The 15,576-nt window shown below is 68.2% G+C and carries 12 protein-coding genes; 9 read left to right on the top strand and 3 right to left on the bottom strand.

Translation table 11 applies throughout. The features are described 5' to 3' along the window. Window positions 1-3: 3 nt before the first annotated feature. Window positions 4-699 (bottom strand): hypothetical protein, encoded by a 696-nt coding sequence (locus tag KVS69_RS14810; RefSeq protein WP_217538719.1) that lies wholly within the window; start codon window positions 697-699, stop codon window positions 4-6. Window positions 700-1,098: 399 nt separating this feature from the next. Continuing rightward, entirely contained in the window at window positions 1,099-4,797 is a 3,699-nt protein-coding gene (locus KVS69_RS14805; RefSeq protein ID WP_217538718.1) for an indolepyruvate ferredoxin oxidoreductase family protein, read from the bottom strand. A gap of 160 nt (window positions 4,798-4,957) precedes the next feature. On the opposite strand from KVS69_RS14805, the gene KVS69_RS14800 reads away from it, so the two are divergent. Then, window positions 4,958-5,596, top strand: coding sequence for a tetratricopeptide repeat protein (locus KVS69_RS14800; RefSeq protein WP_217538717.1), 639 nt, complete (start codon window positions 4,958-4,960; stop codon window positions 5,594-5,596). 66 nt (window positions 5,597-5,662) lie between these two features. Here the strand turns inward: KVS69_RS14800 and KVS69_RS14795 are convergent, their stop codons facing one another. Further along, entirely contained in the window at window positions 5,663-7,147 is a 1,485-nt protein-coding gene (locus KVS69_RS14795; protein ID WP_068848215.1) for an AAA family ATPase, read from the bottom strand. Between the two features lie 131 nt (window positions 7,148-7,278). On the opposite strand from KVS69_RS14795, the gene KVS69_RS14790 reads away from it, so the two are divergent. The 8 genes from KVS69_RS14790 (at window position 7,279) to KVS69_RS14755 (ending at window position 15,566) form a co-directional block, all read left to right on the top strand. After that, the gene (locus tag KVS69_RS14790) at window positions 7,279-7,908 is read left to right on the top strand and encodes a ParA family protein (RefSeq protein ID WP_217538716.1); all 630 of its coding nucleotides are present in this window, start codon (window positions 7,279-7,281) and stop codon (window positions 7,906-7,908) included. A gap of 16 nt (window positions 7,909-7,924) precedes the next feature. Beyond that, window positions 7,925-8,401 (top strand): histidine phosphatase family protein, encoded by a 477-nt coding sequence (locus tag KVS69_RS14785; RefSeq protein WP_217538715.1) that lies wholly within the window; start codon window positions 7,925-7,927, stop codon window positions 8,399-8,401. Between the two features lie 117 nt (window positions 8,402-8,518). Next, the gene (locus tag KVS69_RS14780; protein WP_083214025.1) at window positions 8,519-9,016 is read left to right on the top strand and encodes a YceI family protein; all 498 of its coding nucleotides are present in this window, start codon (window positions 8,519-8,521) and stop codon (window positions 9,014-9,016) included. After that, on the top strand, window positions 9,013-11,106 hold the full coding sequence (locus tag KVS69_RS14775) for a phospholipase D family protein (RefSeq protein ID WP_217538714.1): 2,094 nt from the start codon (window positions 9,013-9,015) through the stop codon (window positions 11,104-11,106). Before KVS69_RS14780 ends, KVS69_RS14775 begins: the two co-directional genes overlap by 4 nt. A 26-nt stretch (window positions 11,107-11,132) precedes the next feature. Beyond that, window positions 11,133-11,570, top strand: a complete 438-nt coding sequence (locus KVS69_RS14770; protein ID WP_217538713.1) for a hotdog fold thioesterase — start codon at window positions 11,133-11,135, stop codon at window positions 11,568-11,570. Between the two features lie 73 nt (window positions 11,571-11,643). Beyond that, window positions 11,644-12,435: a lysophospholipid acyltransferase family protein gene (locus tag KVS69_RS14765; protein ID WP_068848227.1), complete on the top strand. Its 792-nt coding sequence runs from the start codon at window positions 11,644-11,646 to the stop codon at window positions 12,433-12,435. 4 nt (window positions 12,436-12,439) lie between these two features. Further along, a complete protein-coding gene (locus tag KVS69_RS14760) occupies window positions 12,440-13,432 on the top strand; it encodes an alpha/beta fold hydrolase (RefSeq protein WP_068848229.1) in 993 nt (330 codons plus the stop codon). A gap of 64 nt (window positions 13,433-13,496) precedes the next feature. Beyond that, window positions 13,497-15,566 carry a tetratricopeptide repeat protein gene (locus KVS69_RS14755; RefSeq protein ID WP_068848231.1) on the top strand — a complete coding sequence of 690 codons (2,070 nt, stop codon included), beginning with the start codon at window positions 13,497-13,499 and terminating at the stop codon, window positions 15,564-15,566. The last annotated feature ends 10 nt before the right edge of the window (window positions 15,567-15,576 follow it).

Here is a 15,576-nt window from a genome sequence, read left to right as displayed (position 1 = left end):
TGCTCAGTAGCTGCATGTCTTCACCAGAACAAGATCGCGACGCGTGATGCTGTGCTGGTTTCCGTGCTTCTGGAGGAGCTTCGTTGGTACAGAAGCCCTCATGTAAACGCGGATGACACGATCATTCACCTCGAGGAGAATCGAAGGCGGGCTCTCGTTCCTTCCATCAGGAAGGTCAGCAACCTCCTCTTTAGGAACAAAATGCCGGATGAGTCCATCCTTGAAGATGTCTCCGATATCAATCTCGGCTTCGAGTGAAGTGCCATCCTTGGAAACCCAGGAGACTTTTGCGGCAGGTGGGAAATTCCTGATTCCACCGTGCCCGCCCATCCAACCTTCAAGGTAGTCGGCTCCGTATGTCGAGGCAGGCGGCGAGGGTCGAGCGTCACCGTGGCGCAGGTTGTCGTACACAACTTCACACTCACGAGTGTCGTAGCAGCGAGCGCTGAAGCTATGCTTCTCAAACCGCAGCGGCCATTCCACCGGCTTGTAGTTCATCTTCGCCGAGATGGCAGGATCGCCCTCGGACACCAGCTCACCGCTGGTCACGACCGGAGGGTCGGGGTAGGTATAGCGTGCACCGTGCATTGGCTTGCTCTCCTGAATCTCCGTGGGCTGGGACGTTGCCGCCCCGGGCGTTGCACAAGCAGCCAGCGCGAGGCTTGCGACAGCGGCGACCTGCAGGGGCATCTTCGGCATGTCAGCTTCCTTGTCTTTGCGCCCTTAGGGCATCGGTGTTTCCCGCAACAGGGCGTGCGGCTTGCGCTTGTGCAGCGTCGGCGGGTCACCTGGCAGGCGTGATGCAAGTGTAGCCTCAGTGTGGGCCGTGACAGGAGCGGCATTGCGCCGCCGTGGTGCAACGTGGAATGAGTGGCACACTTTCGGTGTGCCGGATCCGTGCGACACAGCGGCGGCGGGCGGTAGAGCGGACCGTTGGTCCGCTGCCTTTTGCGGGATGCCGGAAATCGCGAACGCGGGCGACAGCGCGCTTCGCGCGCATCGGACCAACGTTCCGCTCTACCCTGGGGGTGCGCGCACGTTCCGGGTGTCAGGGCGCTGCGTTCGAAAACGCATCGCCCTGCTACGCAGGGTCAGCGATTACGCCACCTGCACGATATGCAGTGCCTTCGGGTTGCGCCACTGCGCCAGCAGCACCGCTTCACGCGCCTTGGCCTTGTGCAGGTGTGCTTCCTTTACATGCCCATAGCCGCGGATATGTTCCGGAATGCTGGCAATCTCGACCGCCAACGCAACGCGGTCATCGCTCAACCCTTCCAGCAGCAGTGCTACGGTCTGTTCGTAATCGGCAATCAGCTGGCGCTCGCCCCGGCGCTCTTCGGTGCGGCCGAAGATGTCGAACGTGCCACCGCGCAGGAACTTAAGCTTGGCCAGCAGCCCGAACGCCTTGAGCATCCACGGCCCGTATTCCTGCTTGATCAGGCGGCCCTGTTCGTCCTTCTTCGCGAACAGCGGCGGGGCCAGGTGGAAGTGCACCTGGAAATCGCCCTCGAACTGCTGCTGCAGGCGGCGCTGGAACTCGCCGCTGGTGTACAGACGCGCCACTTCGTACTCGTCCTTGTAGGCCATGAGCTTGAAGTAGTAACGCGCCACGGTTTCGGTCAGCGCCGTGCTGCCGGCCTTGTCCCACTCCGCCGTGCGCACGCGGTCGACCAGCGCGCGGTAGCGCGCGGCATAGGCCGCGTCCTGGTACTCGGTGAGGAAGCGCACGCGGCGTTCCACCAGCTCATCCAGCGAACGCGACAGGCGCTCGTCATCCAGCGGCAGGAATGCCACGTCGCTGCCGCCGCCATGCCCGGGCAGGCCGCGCAGTTCGCGCTCGTCGCCGGTCTCGCGCGGCGCGGCGGTGGCGCCCCATTCGTTACCTTCCCACTCGCCCGGCGGCAGGTCATGCAGCGGGCCCGGGGTGCGCTCGGTATCGGTATGGCCGTTGCGGACCAGACCGGCGGCCTGCTGCACCGCCTGCGGATCCACGGCGGCCAACCGGCCCCACGCGAATGCCTGCTGGTTCATCGCGACTGCTGCGCCATTGAGCTCGACCGCGCGCATCAGCGCCTCGAACGAGATCGGCACCAGCCCCTGCTGCCAGGCGTAGCCCAGGATGAACAGGTTGGAGGCAATCGCATCGCCGAGCAGCGCGGTGGCCAGCTGGGTGGCATCCAGCAGCAGCGGGTCGCGGCCGCCCAGTGCCACGCGGATGCCGGCAATGATGTCGGCCGCCGGGAACTGCATGTCCGGGCGGGTGGTGAAGGTGCCCGGCATGGCTTCATAGGTGTTGAGCACCACCTGCGAGCGCTCGGCGCGCACCTTCGACAGCGCCCAGTAGTCGTTGACCACCACCATGTCGCAGCCCACCACCAGGTCGGCTTCGCCGGCGGCGATGCGCACCGCATGGATGTCTTCCGGACGCCTTGCGATGCGGATATGCGTGGTGACCGCGCCACCCTTCTGGGCCAGTCCGGTCTGGTCGAGCACGCTGGCACCCTTGCCTTCCAGGTGCCCGGCCATGCCCAGCAGCGCGCCGATGGTCACCACGCCGGTGCCGCCCACGCCGGTGATCAGGATGTTCCAGGGCTGCTCGAGCGTGCTGCGGAAGGTCGGCGCGGGCAGGTTGTCGAGCAGGCTGCTGCGCTCGCTGCGCGAGCCCTTGCGCAGCGTGCCGCCGTGCACGGTGACGAAGCTGGGGCAGAAACCGGTGGTGCAGGAATAGTCCTTGTTGCAGTTGGACTGGTCGATATCGCGCTTGCGCCCGAATTCGGTTTCCTTCGGCAGCACCGACACGCAGAAGCTCTTCTGGCCGCAGTCGCCGCAGCCCTCGCACACCAGCGAATTGACCACTACGCGCTTCGGCGGGTCCACCAGCTTGCCGCGCTTGCGGCGGCGGCGCTTCTCGGTGGCGCAGGTCTGCTCATAGATCAGGATGCTGGTGCCCTTCACCTCGCGCAGCTGCTTCTGCACCGCATCCAGCTCGGCGCGGTCATGGAATTCCACGCCCTCGGGGAACAGCTCGCGCTTGTTCCACTTGCCGATCTCATCGCTCACCAGCACGATCGTCTGCACGCCTTCGGCGCGCATCTGGTGGGCGATCTGCGGCACGGTCAGGGTGCCGTCCACCGGCTGGCCGCCGGTCATGGCCACCGCGTCGTTGTAGAGGATCTTGTAGGTGATGTTGACCCCGGCGGCGATCGCCTGGCGGATCGCCAGCGAGCCACTGTGGAAATAGGTGCCATCGCCCAGGTTCTGGAAAACGTGTTCGGTATCGGTGAACGCGGCCTGGCCGGCCCACGTCACGCCTTCACCGCCCATGTGGGTGAAGGTGTCGGTGCTGCGGTCCATCCAGGTGACCATGTAATGGCACCCGATCCCGCCCAGCGCACGCGAGCCTTCCGGCACGCGGGTGGAGGTGTTGTGCGGGCAGCCCGAGCAGTAATGCGGCACGCGCGGGAAACTGGCGCGCGGCAGTGCCAGTTCGGCCTCCTTGGCATCCATCCAGCGCAGGCGCTGTTCAATGGAGTCATTGGTGAAGAAGCGCTGGATGCGGCGGCCGATCACGCCGGCAATGGTGGCCGGGGTGAGCTCATTGGTGGACGGCAGGATCCACTGGCCGGCTTCGTCGTACTTGCCGACGATGGACGGGCGCTGGCCCCAGCTGGCCGGCCAGTTGTAGAACTGTTCCTTCATCTGGCGCTCGATGAAGGCCCGCTTCTCCTCCACCACCACGATGTCTTCCAGCCCCTGGGCGAAGCGCGCGATGCCTTCCGGTTCCAGCGGCCAGGTCATGCCGACCTTGTACACGCGGATGCCGATGTCGGCGCAGGCGCGCTCGTCCAGGCCCAGGTACTCCAGCGCCTGCAGCACGTCCAGGTAGCTCTTGCCGGTGGTGACGATACCCAGCCGCGCACGCGGCGAATCCATCACCACCCGGTCGATGCCATTGGCCCGCGCGAACGCCTGGGCGGCCTTGACCGCATAGCGGTGCAGGCGCATTTCCTGGTCCAGCGGCGGGTCCGGCCAGCGGATGTTGAGCCCGCCGGCGGGCATTTCGAAGTCTTCCGGCAGCACGATCCGGCGCGCGAACGGGTCCACCTGCACCGACGCGGACGATTCCACCGTCTCGGCGATGGTCTTGAAGCCGATCCAGCGCCCGGTGTAACGGCTCATGGCCCAGCCGAGCAGGCCCATGTCCAGGATGTCCTGCACGCCGGCCGGGTTTAGCACCGGCATCATCGCGCTGACGAATTCATCTTCGCTGCCGTGCGGCAGGGTGGAGCTGCGGCAGGCGTGGTCGTCGGCGGCCAGCGCCAGCACGCCACCGTGCACGGACGTACCCGCCGCATTGGCGTGCTTGAACACATCGCCGCAGCGGTCCACGCCGGGGCCCTTGCCGTACCACATGCCGTACACGCCCTGGACCCTGGCCCCGGGGAACAGGTTGGTCTGCTGGGTGCCCCAGACCATGGTCGCGCCCAGGTCCTCGTTGAGGCCGGGGGTGAACTTCACCTTCGCCGCCTCCAGGTGCTGGCGGGCGCGCCACAGTTCCAGGTCGAAGCCGCCCAACGGGCTGCCGCGGTAGCCGCTGATGAAGCCGGCGGTGTCCAGCCCGGCGGCCTGGTCGCGCAGCCGCTGCATCAGCGGCAGGCGTACCAGCGCCTGCACCCCGCTCAGGTAAATGCGGCCATCGGTACGGGTGTACTTGTGGTCCAGCGTGTAGCTGTCGTCCAGCGGCCCGGCAGGCAGGTTGGCGGACGAAGGCGAGGTGAGTTCGGCGGTACTGGTCATGGCTGGCCCGTGCTGACGGCTGGCACGGCCACCGCGAGGGCGGCCGGAAAGGGCGGAATTGTATCAGCCGGGCATTTTCTGGCCTTCGGGACTCGCACCGCGGGCGAGCTGCGGTTAGGATCGGGGAGGGAGGTTGTTGTGACAACCTGGGGGAGTTTGTATGGCAGTGGCAAGAAAGATGCTGACCGGCATGGTGCTGGCGGCGGGGATGAATGTGTTCGGGGCGGCAGCGCAATCGTTGCCGGCATTGCAGGAGTTCTACTTCGATGACGACGTGGCTGCGGTCACGCCCGTGGTCGTGCCGGCCGACAGCAGCGATGTCGTCGACCAGCTGATGAAACAACGCGAACGTGGCCGCAAGGCGCTGGAAGCCACCGTGCAGCTGGCCAGCGTGGCCTATGCACAGGGCCGCCCGGAGCTGGGCCGCGAGCTGTACGCCGATGCGGAAAAGAATGCGCCGGGTACCTCGGTGCCGGGCCGCATGGTGCGCTGGAACCATGGCTGGGATCTGTTCCGCCAGGGTGACGCCGAGGCGGCCCTGGTGCAGTGGCACAGCGCCCAGCAGGGTCTGCGCGGCAACGCATCGTGGGTGCCGCAGACCTACGCGCTGGCGTTGTGGACGCTGGGTCGCAAGGAAGAAGCGGTGAAGTGGTACGCCGCCGCCGTGCGCACCGAGCCGCAGCGTTGGAGCACCAGCGACGGCTACGCGCAGGCACTGCCGGGCTGGCGCGACAGTGAACGTGCCACCTTGGCCGAAGTGCAGCAGGCCTGGGCGGCGCAGCCGCCGGCTTGGCCGTAACACCCGCAGGTTACGCCGGCTTCGACCCTGCTCGAAGCCGGTGGCCGCACCGTGCTGGAGCGTGGTCTATTCGTCCGCGCTGACGGTACGCCCGCGTGCCCAGTCGCGCAGGCCGTTGACCTGTTCGGCCATCAGCACCGACAGCGGGCGGCTGCCGCGGATCTCGGTCATCAGCAGTTCGGTGTCCAGCGCACGTTGTTCGGCATGTGCCGCGTACAGCCCGGCCACCACGGCCTGTTCGATTTCCGCGCCAGAGAAACCATCGCTGGCCGCCGCCAGCGCCGGCAGCGCGAAATCGTCGGCATTGAGCGTGCGCCGGCCCAGGTGCAGCCGCAGCAGCTCCACCCGGGTGTTGGCATCGGGCAGGTCGACGAAGAAGATCTCGTCGAAGCGGCCTTTGCGCAGCAGCTCCGGCGGCAGTTCATGCACCTGGTTGGCGGTGGCCACGATGAACACCTGGCTCTTGCGCTCGGCCAGCCAGGTCAGCAGGTGACCCAGCACGCGCCGTGACACGCCGCCGTCCTCGCCACCACTGGCCAGCCCCTTCTCGATCTCGTCGATCCACAGCACGCACGGCGCCAGCTGCTCGGCCGAGGCCAGCGCCTCGCGCAGGTTCTTCTCGGTTTCGCCGTGGAACTTGTCGTACAGGCTGCCGAAGTCCAGGCGCAGCAGCGGCACCCCGAAGCCGGCGGCGGTGGCTTTGGCCAGCATCGATTTGCCGCAGCCCTGCACGCCCAGCAGCAGCATGCCCTTGGGCGGGTCCAGCCCGGCCGGGCCCTGGCCGCCCAGGAACACCGGGCGACGCTGGTTGACCCAGCGCTTGAGCCGGTTGGCCCCGGCCACGTCGGCGAAGCGGGTGGTGTCGTATTCGTAATGCAGATGCCCGGCGCGGTTGAGCAGCTCGAACTTCAGCTTCGCCAGCTGCGGCAGGTCATCCTGGCTGATCGCACCGTCGGCGAAGATCAGCTGGCGGGCGATCCGCCGTGCATCCACCAGGCTCAGCCCGCGCAGGTTGTGCAGGATCTTCTTGACCGCATCGTTGTCCACTTCAACCCGGCGGCCACCGTTCTCGCGCGCATAGGCGGCCACTTCCTCGCGCAGCATCTTGAGCAGCGCGTTGGGGTCGGGCAGGCGCGGGTTGAAGCGGGTGGCCAGCGCCTCCAGCTCGGCCGGCAGCTCCACCTTGGCGCCGATCAGCACCAGTACGTGGGCCTCGCAGTGGCGGCGCTGGATCAGGTCGCGCAGCGCGCGCTGGTGGCTGGCATAGCCCAGGTAGGGGTGGAAATCGAGCAGCAGGTAGATGCCGCGCTGGTCGGCCTGGCGGATCATCTGCAGGGCCGAACTGGCATCGGGCGGGCCGACCGCGTCGTCCTCGCGGTCCATGTCGATCCGGCGCAGGCCTTCGGTGATGGACCAGCGGTGCAGGGCCCGCCAGACATGCATCAGGGTCTGCCGGAACAGCTCCACCACACGACCCTCGTCCTGGGTCTCGATCACGATCAGCGGGGTATTGGCGCGGATCAACGCGCTGAGGTCCTGTAACTCGCTCATGCCGGCTTGCAGTCCATTGGATCGCGCACGATAGCAAAGCGGCGCGGGATGCAGGAGGTTCAGCCGCGCGACTATCTCCATCACGGAGGGCGGTGTACGCTCGGGTCACGTTCCCCGGAAGCGAGGCTGGCATGAAGACGATCCTGGTAGCCGGTTCCAAGGGTGGGGTGGGTAAATCCACCATTGCCACCCACCTGGCGGCGCAGGCCGCCCTGGCCGGCAAACGGACCGTACTGGCCGACGCCGACCCGCAAGGCTCCAGCACCCGCTGGGCAGAACGCCGTGCCGGGCTGGAAAGCGCGGTGCTGCCCATTGATGCCAGCGGCAAGCACCCGCTCAAGCACGTGCCTGACGACACCGAGGTATTGGTCATCGATGCCCCCGCCGGCGCCCGCGCCGGTGAGCTGGACGCCTTCCTGGACGTGGCCGACGCGGTGGTGGTGCCGGTGCTGCCCTCGGCGCTGGACATCGAAGCCATCGTCGGCTTCCTGAACACCCTGTCCAAGGTGCCGCGCGTGCACAAGCGCAAGCTGCCGGTGGGGCTGGTGCTCAACCGCACCAAACCGTGGACCCAGACCTCCCGCCAGGCCGAGCAGATGCTGGAGGAGTGGCCGTACCCGGTCGTTGCCAAGCTGCGCGATACCCAGGGCTACGTGGTCATGACCGGCCTGGGCCGAAGCCTGTTCGATTACCGCTCCGCGCAGGTGCGCGAGCACCAGAGTGACTGGGAGCCACTGTTGAAGTGGTTGAAGATTGCCTGAGCCAGAAGAGAGCCTTATGCGAGAACTGATCCTGCTGCGCCACGCCCATGCCGAACCTGCGGGTACCGGCCAGGCCGACCTTGACCGGCCGTTGTCGTCGACCGGGCTGGCCGAAGCCGAAGCCGCCGGCAAATGGCTGAAAGACAACAACCTGCTGCCCGACTGCGTGCTGTATTCACCCGCGCGCCGTACCCGCGAGACCCTCGAAGCGGTGCTGGGCGTCATCGGCAACGTCGAAAAGCGCTTGGACGACGGGATTTACGAGGCGACGCCCGGTGCATTGGCTGCCCTGGTCGATGACCGCAGGGACGTGGATCGGCTGCTGGTGGTCGGGCACAACCCCGCACTGGAGCAGCTGGTGGCGCTGATGAGCGACGGCAGCAGCAGCGAATACCGCGGCATGGCCCCGGGCGGGATAGCGGTACTGCAGATTCCCAGGGACACTGCCATCGAGCCCGGCGTTGCGAGCCTGACCGCGTTCTGGTGGCCGTAAGCCGTGACAGCAGTACGAACCCTGTTGTGCTGTCTGCTCGGGCTGGCGGCGGGGGCGGCGCGTGCCGAACCCCCGGTGACGTCCCTGCCCCCGGCCCAGGCCGCACCCAGACACGTGATGGAGCTGGATACGGCGCGCTCGCGCCTGGGCTTCGAGATCCGCACCCGGCTGGGCCAGCGCATCGAAGGGGTGTTCCCGCGCTTTGAAGGCCGCATCGACGTGCTGGCCGATGGCCGCCACCAGGTCCACCTGCGCATGTTCACCGGCTACGTGGAGATTCCCGGCAAGGACCGCTACACCGGCTGGATGCGGGGCGAGGAGTTCTTCGACGCCGGGCGCTACCCGGTGGTCGAATTCGATTCAGTGCCCTACGACCCGCAGCTGGTCGAGAAGGGCGGCGGCATCCATGGCCGGCTGATCCTGCGGGGTGTATCCCACCCCGAGACCCTGCAGGTGGAACCGGCGTCCTGCCCCCGGGCCGGGTATGATTGCGATGTGGTCAGCCGCGGTACCGTCCAGCGTGGCCGGTATGGGATGGACAGCTGGCAGCTAGCCCTGAGTGATCGAGTGACCTTCGTCCTGCGTGCGCGTCTCAACGAGGCGCTGAAACCGTGAATCCCCTGCTGCGGGTGATCGTGCTGGCAATCCTGTTGCTGGGCAGCGGCTGTGCGTCGCTGTCCAACGCGCAGCGCGAGCGCGCGGCCGGCATTGCGGCGCAGGCGCGTTCCCATGCGGTGGACTGCGACAAGCCCGACCGCTGCGCGCTCGATTCGCCATTGCGCGCCCTGGGCGGGCAGGCCTTCAGCGAATCCACCGAAGCGGCGCCTCGCCATTACGCCACCATCCTGGACGAGGGCGAAACCGCGCTGGTGGCGCGCATCAACCTGATCCGCAGCGCCACCCGCAGCATCGACCTGCAGACCTACATCTTCGACAAGGACGACAGCGCCCGGCTGGTGCTGGACGAACTGCTGGCCGCCGCGCGGCGCGGGGTGAAGGTGCGGGTGCTGATCGACCAGCTCTCGGCGATCTCCGACCTGGAGATCCTGGCCGCGCTGGCCAGCAGCCACCAGAATTTCGAAATACGCGTCTACAACCCGACGTTCGGCAAGGCGCGGCTGAACTACGCCGATTACGCCGGCAGCGTGATCTGCTGTTTCCGCCGCTTCAACCAGCGCATGCACAACAAGCTGCTGGTGATCGATGATGCGCTGGGCGTGGTGGGCGGGCGCAATTACCAGGACGACTATTACGACTGGGACAGCGAATACAACTTCCGCGACCGCGACGTACTGCTGGCCGGCCCCGAAGCGCGCGGCATGGCAGCCAACTTCGATGCGTTCTGGCGCGCCCAGCGCAGCGTGCCGGCCGAGCGCCTGAACGATGTGGGCAATACCCTGCTCAAGCAGGGCGCCCCGGCCATGCCGCCGGCCGACTACCGCCGCCCGGCGCGGGTGGAACAGGTGATCGATGAGGCGATCGACCCGGCCTACATCCAGCGCATGTTCGTCGATACCGCGCTGCCGGTGCGCTCGGTCCGCTATGTGGCCGACCTGCCGCGCAAGCACCGCCGCGAGCGTGCCAGCCAGCCGGCCAACGGCCAGCACGTGACCGAGCCGCAGCTGGATTCGCTGATCGCCGGCGCGCAGAGCGAAGTGCTGCTGCAGACCCCGTACCTGGTGCTGTCCAAGCCGGCGCGCAAGTTGTTCGAGGCACTGCGCAAGCGCGAACAACCGCCGCGCATCGTGGTCTCCACCAACAGCCTGGCCGCCACCGACAACCCGATCGTCTACGCGCTGTCCTACAAGTACAAGCGCCGCAACATGCGCGAGCTGGGCTTCAACATCTACGAATTCAAGCCGTTCCCGCTGGATGCGCCGGTCGACTACCGCAACCTGGTGCCGGCCCCGCTGGGCACCACGCCCAGCACCGACAGTGGGCGCAGCAGCCTGTTGGGTGGCAGCGCGGCCGGCAGCAACGCGCGCGGCAGCGGCAGCAACCGGCGCAGCGCGGACACCACGGGTGCCACCGCACCGCTCGTGGCGCAGGAAGACGCCGGCACCGTGCCTGCCACCGACGACGCCGGCGGCCGCCCGCAGCCGACCCCCGGCCCGGCCGCGCGCCGCCGTACCGACGGCAGCGTGGTGGAACGCCGCGTGCTGCGTGCCGAAACCCGGCCTTCGTTCCTGGGCACCAAGGCGGTGAACAAGCCGCTGCCGGTGACCCGCAGCGGCGCGCGCATGGGCCTGCACGCCAAATCACTGGTGGTGGACCGCCGCATCGGCGTGATCGGCACCCACAACTTCGACCCGCGCAGCGAGAACTACAACACCGAGGGCGCGGTGATCATCGATGACCCGGCGTTTGCCGAAGCGCTGGCGCAGAGCATCCTCCGCGACATCCACCCCAAGAACTCCTGGGTGGTGGCGCCGCGGACCAAGCCGCCGGTGCTGTCGGGCCTGAACTACAGCGTGGGCAAGGCCTCCGAAGCATTGCCCGTGCTCGATTTCTGGCCGTGGCGTTACGCCACCGATTACGAATTCCAGCCCGGCCCGGACTGCCCCGAGCCGCTGCGCCGCCAGGACCCGGACTTCCACCGCTGCTATGTGGCCGTGGGCGATTTCCCCGAGGTCAACGTCGGCCCGAAGTGGCTGCTGGTGCGCATGCTCACCGCGTTCGGCGCCGGCCTGGTGCCCATCCTGTAATACTCTTCGTTCCAAGGAAGCAGCGCATGTCCCAGGTATTCCGCGAGCCGGTTTCGATCGAGGCGCTCAACGCGCTCAGCCGCAACACCCTGATCGAACACCTTGGCATCGTCTTTACCGCCGCCGGTGACGATTGGGTCCAGGCCACCATGCCGGTCGACGCGCGCACCCGCCAGCCTTACGGCATCCTGCACGGGGGCGCCTCGGTGGTGCTGGCCGAAACCCTGGGCAGCAGCGCCGGCAACCTGTGCGTGGATACCCGCGAACAGGTCTGCGTGGGCCTGGAGATCAACGCCAACCACATCCGCGCCCAGCGCGGTGGCACCGTCACCGGTACCGCGCGGGCCGTGCACGTGGGCCGCAGCACCCACGTGTGGGACATCCGCATCGAAGACGAGGCCGGCAAGCTGGTCTGCACCTCGCGGCTGACCCTGGCCGTGGTCCCGGCGGCCCGCCCGGGCTGAGCCCGGCTTGACCTGCTGTGGCGGATGGCCCGCCACGCTGGCAGACCCCGCAGCGCTCGGGTATCGTTCGCGGATGACTTCCCCCCCTTCGGCCTCGCGTGGCGGCGTGGCGCGTGTGTGCCGTTACCTGTACCGCGTTCCCCTGCTGCTGGTCCACCTGCTGCTGTTCCTTCCGCTGCTCCTGATCGGCATGCTGCCGCCGTGGGGCAACCTGCGCGTGGGCGGGCGTACGCTGGAGCACCTGCTGGTGAATGCCTGGTCGGGCGGGTTGATGTGGATCTTCGGCTTCCGCCTGCACCGCATCGGCACGCCGTTGCCGGGCGCGGTGCTGTTCGTGGCCAACCACGTCAGTTGGGTGGACATCTCCATGCTGCACAGCCAGCGCATGATGGGCTTCGTGGCCAAGCGCGAAATCGCCGGTTGGCCGGTGGTCGGCTGGCTGGCCGCACGCGGGCAGACCATCTTCCACCAGCGTGGCAGCACCGAATCGCTGGGCGGGGTGATGCAGCTGATGGTCGAGCGCCTGCAGCAAGGCAAGGCCGTGGGCGTGTTCCCGGAAGGGCGTACCCGCGGTGGCCATGAAGTGGGTCCGTTCCACGCCCGCATCTTCCAGGCCGCAGTGGAAACCCAGGTGCCGGTACAGCCGGTGGCGCTGCGCTACGGCGTGCGCGGCGACGCGCAGACCGTGGTCGCGTTCGGCGAGCGCGAAAGCTTCTTCGCCAACTTCCTGCGTCTGCTGGGGGAACCGGCACGGCGGGCCGAGGTGCATTTCCTCGCGCCCATTGGCACCCATGACCTGGAAGGCCGCCGCCGCATCGCGGAAACCTCGCGTGCGCGCATCGTGGCGGCCATGAACGCCCAATAGCGCGATGCTGACCGCTGCCGACTACTGTCCGCCGCGTTGGCTGCGCAACCCGCACCTGCAGTCGATGCTCAGCTCCAGCCGCATGCGCATGCAGCGCGGCCTGGTGCTGCTGGCCGCCACCGGTGCGCTCACCGAAGAGCTGATCCTGGACGGCGGCGAAGGCGTGCGGCTGCAGGGCTGGCACAGCCGCATCGAGGGCCGTGAACCGGTCGGCATGGCGTTGCTGCTGCATGGCTGGGAAGGCAGTTCCGAATCCAGCTACATGCGCATGACCGCCGCGCGCATGCTCGAGGCCGGCTACGACGTGGTGCGCCTGAACTTCCGCGACCACGGCAACACCCACCACCTCAACCCCGGCATCTTCCACTCCAACCGCATCGACGAAGTGGTGCACGCCGCCGGCGACATCGCCCGGCGCTGGCCGCAGTTGCCGCTGGTGGCCGCCGGCTACTCGCTGGGCGGCAATTTCGTGCTGCGGCTGGCGCTGCGCGCGCCGTCGGCCGGGGTGCCGCTGCGGCGGGTGGCTTCAGTCTGCCCGGTGCTGGACCCGGCGATCACCATGGAAAGCATCGAAAACGGCCCGGCGATGTACGACTGGTACTTCCGCCGCAAATGGGCCGGCTCGCTGCGCCGCAAGCGCGACCTGTTCCCCGAGCTGAGCGACTGGGACGACCGCGTGCTGAAGCTGGACATCCGCGCGCTGACCGCCTGGCTGGTGGAACACCACACCGAATTCGGCACCCTGCAGGCTTACTTCGACGGCTATTCCATCGCCGGCGACCGCCTGGCCGGGCTGGAAGTGCCGGCCGACATCCTGATGGCCCAGGACGACCCGGTCATTCCCTACGCCACCTTCCACGGCTGGCGCCTGCCGGCCCATGCCCGGCTGGAAATCGCCCCGTGGGGCGGCCACTGCGGCTTCCTGGAAAACTGGCGCGGCGATGGCTTCTCCGAACGCTGGGTGGCCCAGCGGCTGAGCCTGGAAGCGCTGCGCTGAGGCACGGCCCGGCGCGCCGGCGCCGGTGTTCTACAATCGGGGTTTGACCCCAAGCCGGACCGTCATGCAAGACACTATTCTCCAAGCCCTGCGCCGCAACGCAGTGGAAGAAGCCGCGCAGCTGGCGCGCGAATGGATCCAGGCCGAGCCGGAGCAGCCGCAGGCGCACCGCTGGCTGGCGCTGGCGCTGCAGCAGCAGGGCCAGCACGACGCAGCGCTCGTCAGCCTGCAGCGCGGGCTGGAGCTGGCCCCGGACAACGCCGAACTGCATCTGCAGCACGCCGGCCTGCTGCTGGCGCTGCGCCAGTTCGACGCCGCCAACAGCGCGCTGGACCGCACCGCAGAGCTCAATCCCAACGAACTGTCGGCCTACCTGATGCAGGCCCACCTGGCGTTGTCGCGCAACGATGTGGACGAGGCCGAGCGGATCACCCGCACCGCCGCGCGCGTCGAGGAAGACAACGCCGAAGTGGTGGCGCTGCAGGGCATGATCGCGCTGCGCCGCAATGATGCCGACCGTGCGCTGGCGCTGCTCTCGGCCGCCAGCCAGGCGCTGCCCAACGATGCACGCATCCTCTATGCGCTGGGCTTTGCCTATATGGGCAAGGACCTGCTGGCGTTTGCCGAACAGGCCTTCCGCCGCGTGCTGGAGATCAACCCGGCCATCACTTCGCTGCAGGGCCTGCTGGTGCAGCTGGCCCTGCGCCAGGGCAATACCGAAAACGCCGCCGCCATCGTGGGCCAGGTGCTGGCCCAGCCCGAGACCGACACCCCGGCGATGCACCGCCTGGCCGGCGAGCTGGCCCTGCAGTCGGGCCAGCCGCTGCAGGCGCTGGAACACCTGCTGCCGGTGCTGGAACAGTGGCCGGCCGACCGCCAGACCCTGCAGCTGCTGCTGATGGCCTGGCAGCGCCTGGGCCGCGAGCAGCAGGCCCGCGACACTCTGGACGCCACGCTGGAAACGCACCCGCAGGAACACAACCTGTGGATGGCCCGCCTGGCCATCGAAGTGGTTGGCAGTGCCGAGGCCGCCGCCGTGGCCGATCGCTGGATCGCGGCCGTGCCGGATCACCTGCCGGCGCTGGAAGCGCGCCTGCGCCTGCACGACATGGCCGGCGATGCCGCCGCCGCGGAAGCCATTGCGCGTCGGATCATTGCGCTGGAGCCCGGCCGCAGCAGCGGTGAAATGCGCGTGGTCGAGGCCCTGCTGGCGCGTGACCCGGCGGCGGCTGTGGCGCACGTGGAGCAGCTGATCGAGCAGGTTCCGGCCGAGGCCAAGCCGGGCCTGCGCGCCTGGCTGGGCGCGGTGCAGGACCGTGCCGGTCAGCACGCCGCCGCGCTGGCCACCTGGACCAGCCTGCATGCCAACGAAGCCTCCATGCGCTTGCCGTTGCCGCCGCAGGCCAAGGCCCCGTTGAGCTGGCCGGCGCTGGGCGAGGTTGCCGCCGACGTCGGCAGTCGCCCCATGTTCGTATGGGGCGCGCCGGGTTCGGGCGTAGAGCGGGTCGTCGCCGCTATCGCGGCGGCCAGCCCGGTGGTGCGTGGCGATCGCTTCAGTCCCAACCCGCCCAATGATGCGTTCCAGAGCTACCACGCGCTGCAGGACCTCTCCACCGGCAAGCTGGCGCCGGAGCAGCTGGTGGCGCAGTGGCGCGCCGCCCTGCCCGAACGCGGCCTGGCCGATGGCAACGTGATCGACTGGCTGCTCTGGTGGGACAACGCGCTGCTGTGGGCGCTGCGCCCGCAGCTGCCCGAAGGCCGCCTGCTGCTGGTGCTGCGCGACCCGCGTGACATGCTGCTGGAGTGGCTGGCACACGGCGCACCGGCACCTTTTGCGGTGAACTCGGTGCACGAAGTGGCCGAGTGGCTGGCGCGCGCACTTGCCCAGATCGCAACGCTGCACGAGCAGGACCTGTACCCGCACGCGGTGGTGCGCGTCGACGAGATCGGCAACGACCCGGCCGCCATGGCCGAGCATCTGGGCCGCTTGTTCGGCGTGCATTTCCCGCCCGCGCAGACCCTTGGCCCGGCGCGCTTCCCGGCCGGCCACTGGCGCCAGTACAGCGAGGTCCTGTCTGCCGCGTTCGCCCAGCTCACCCCGGTTGCGGTGCGGCTTGGCTATACCGAAGCGTAAGGAGACCCTG

The sequence above is a fragment of the Stenotrophomonas sp. GbtcB23 genome (assembly GCF_019091045.1).
GTDB classification, from domain to species: Bacteria; Pseudomonadota; Gammaproteobacteria; order Xanthomonadales; family Xanthomonadaceae; genus Stenotrophomonas; species Stenotrophomonas rhizophila_A.
This window is presented reverse-complemented; position numbering and strand designations above follow the sequence as displayed.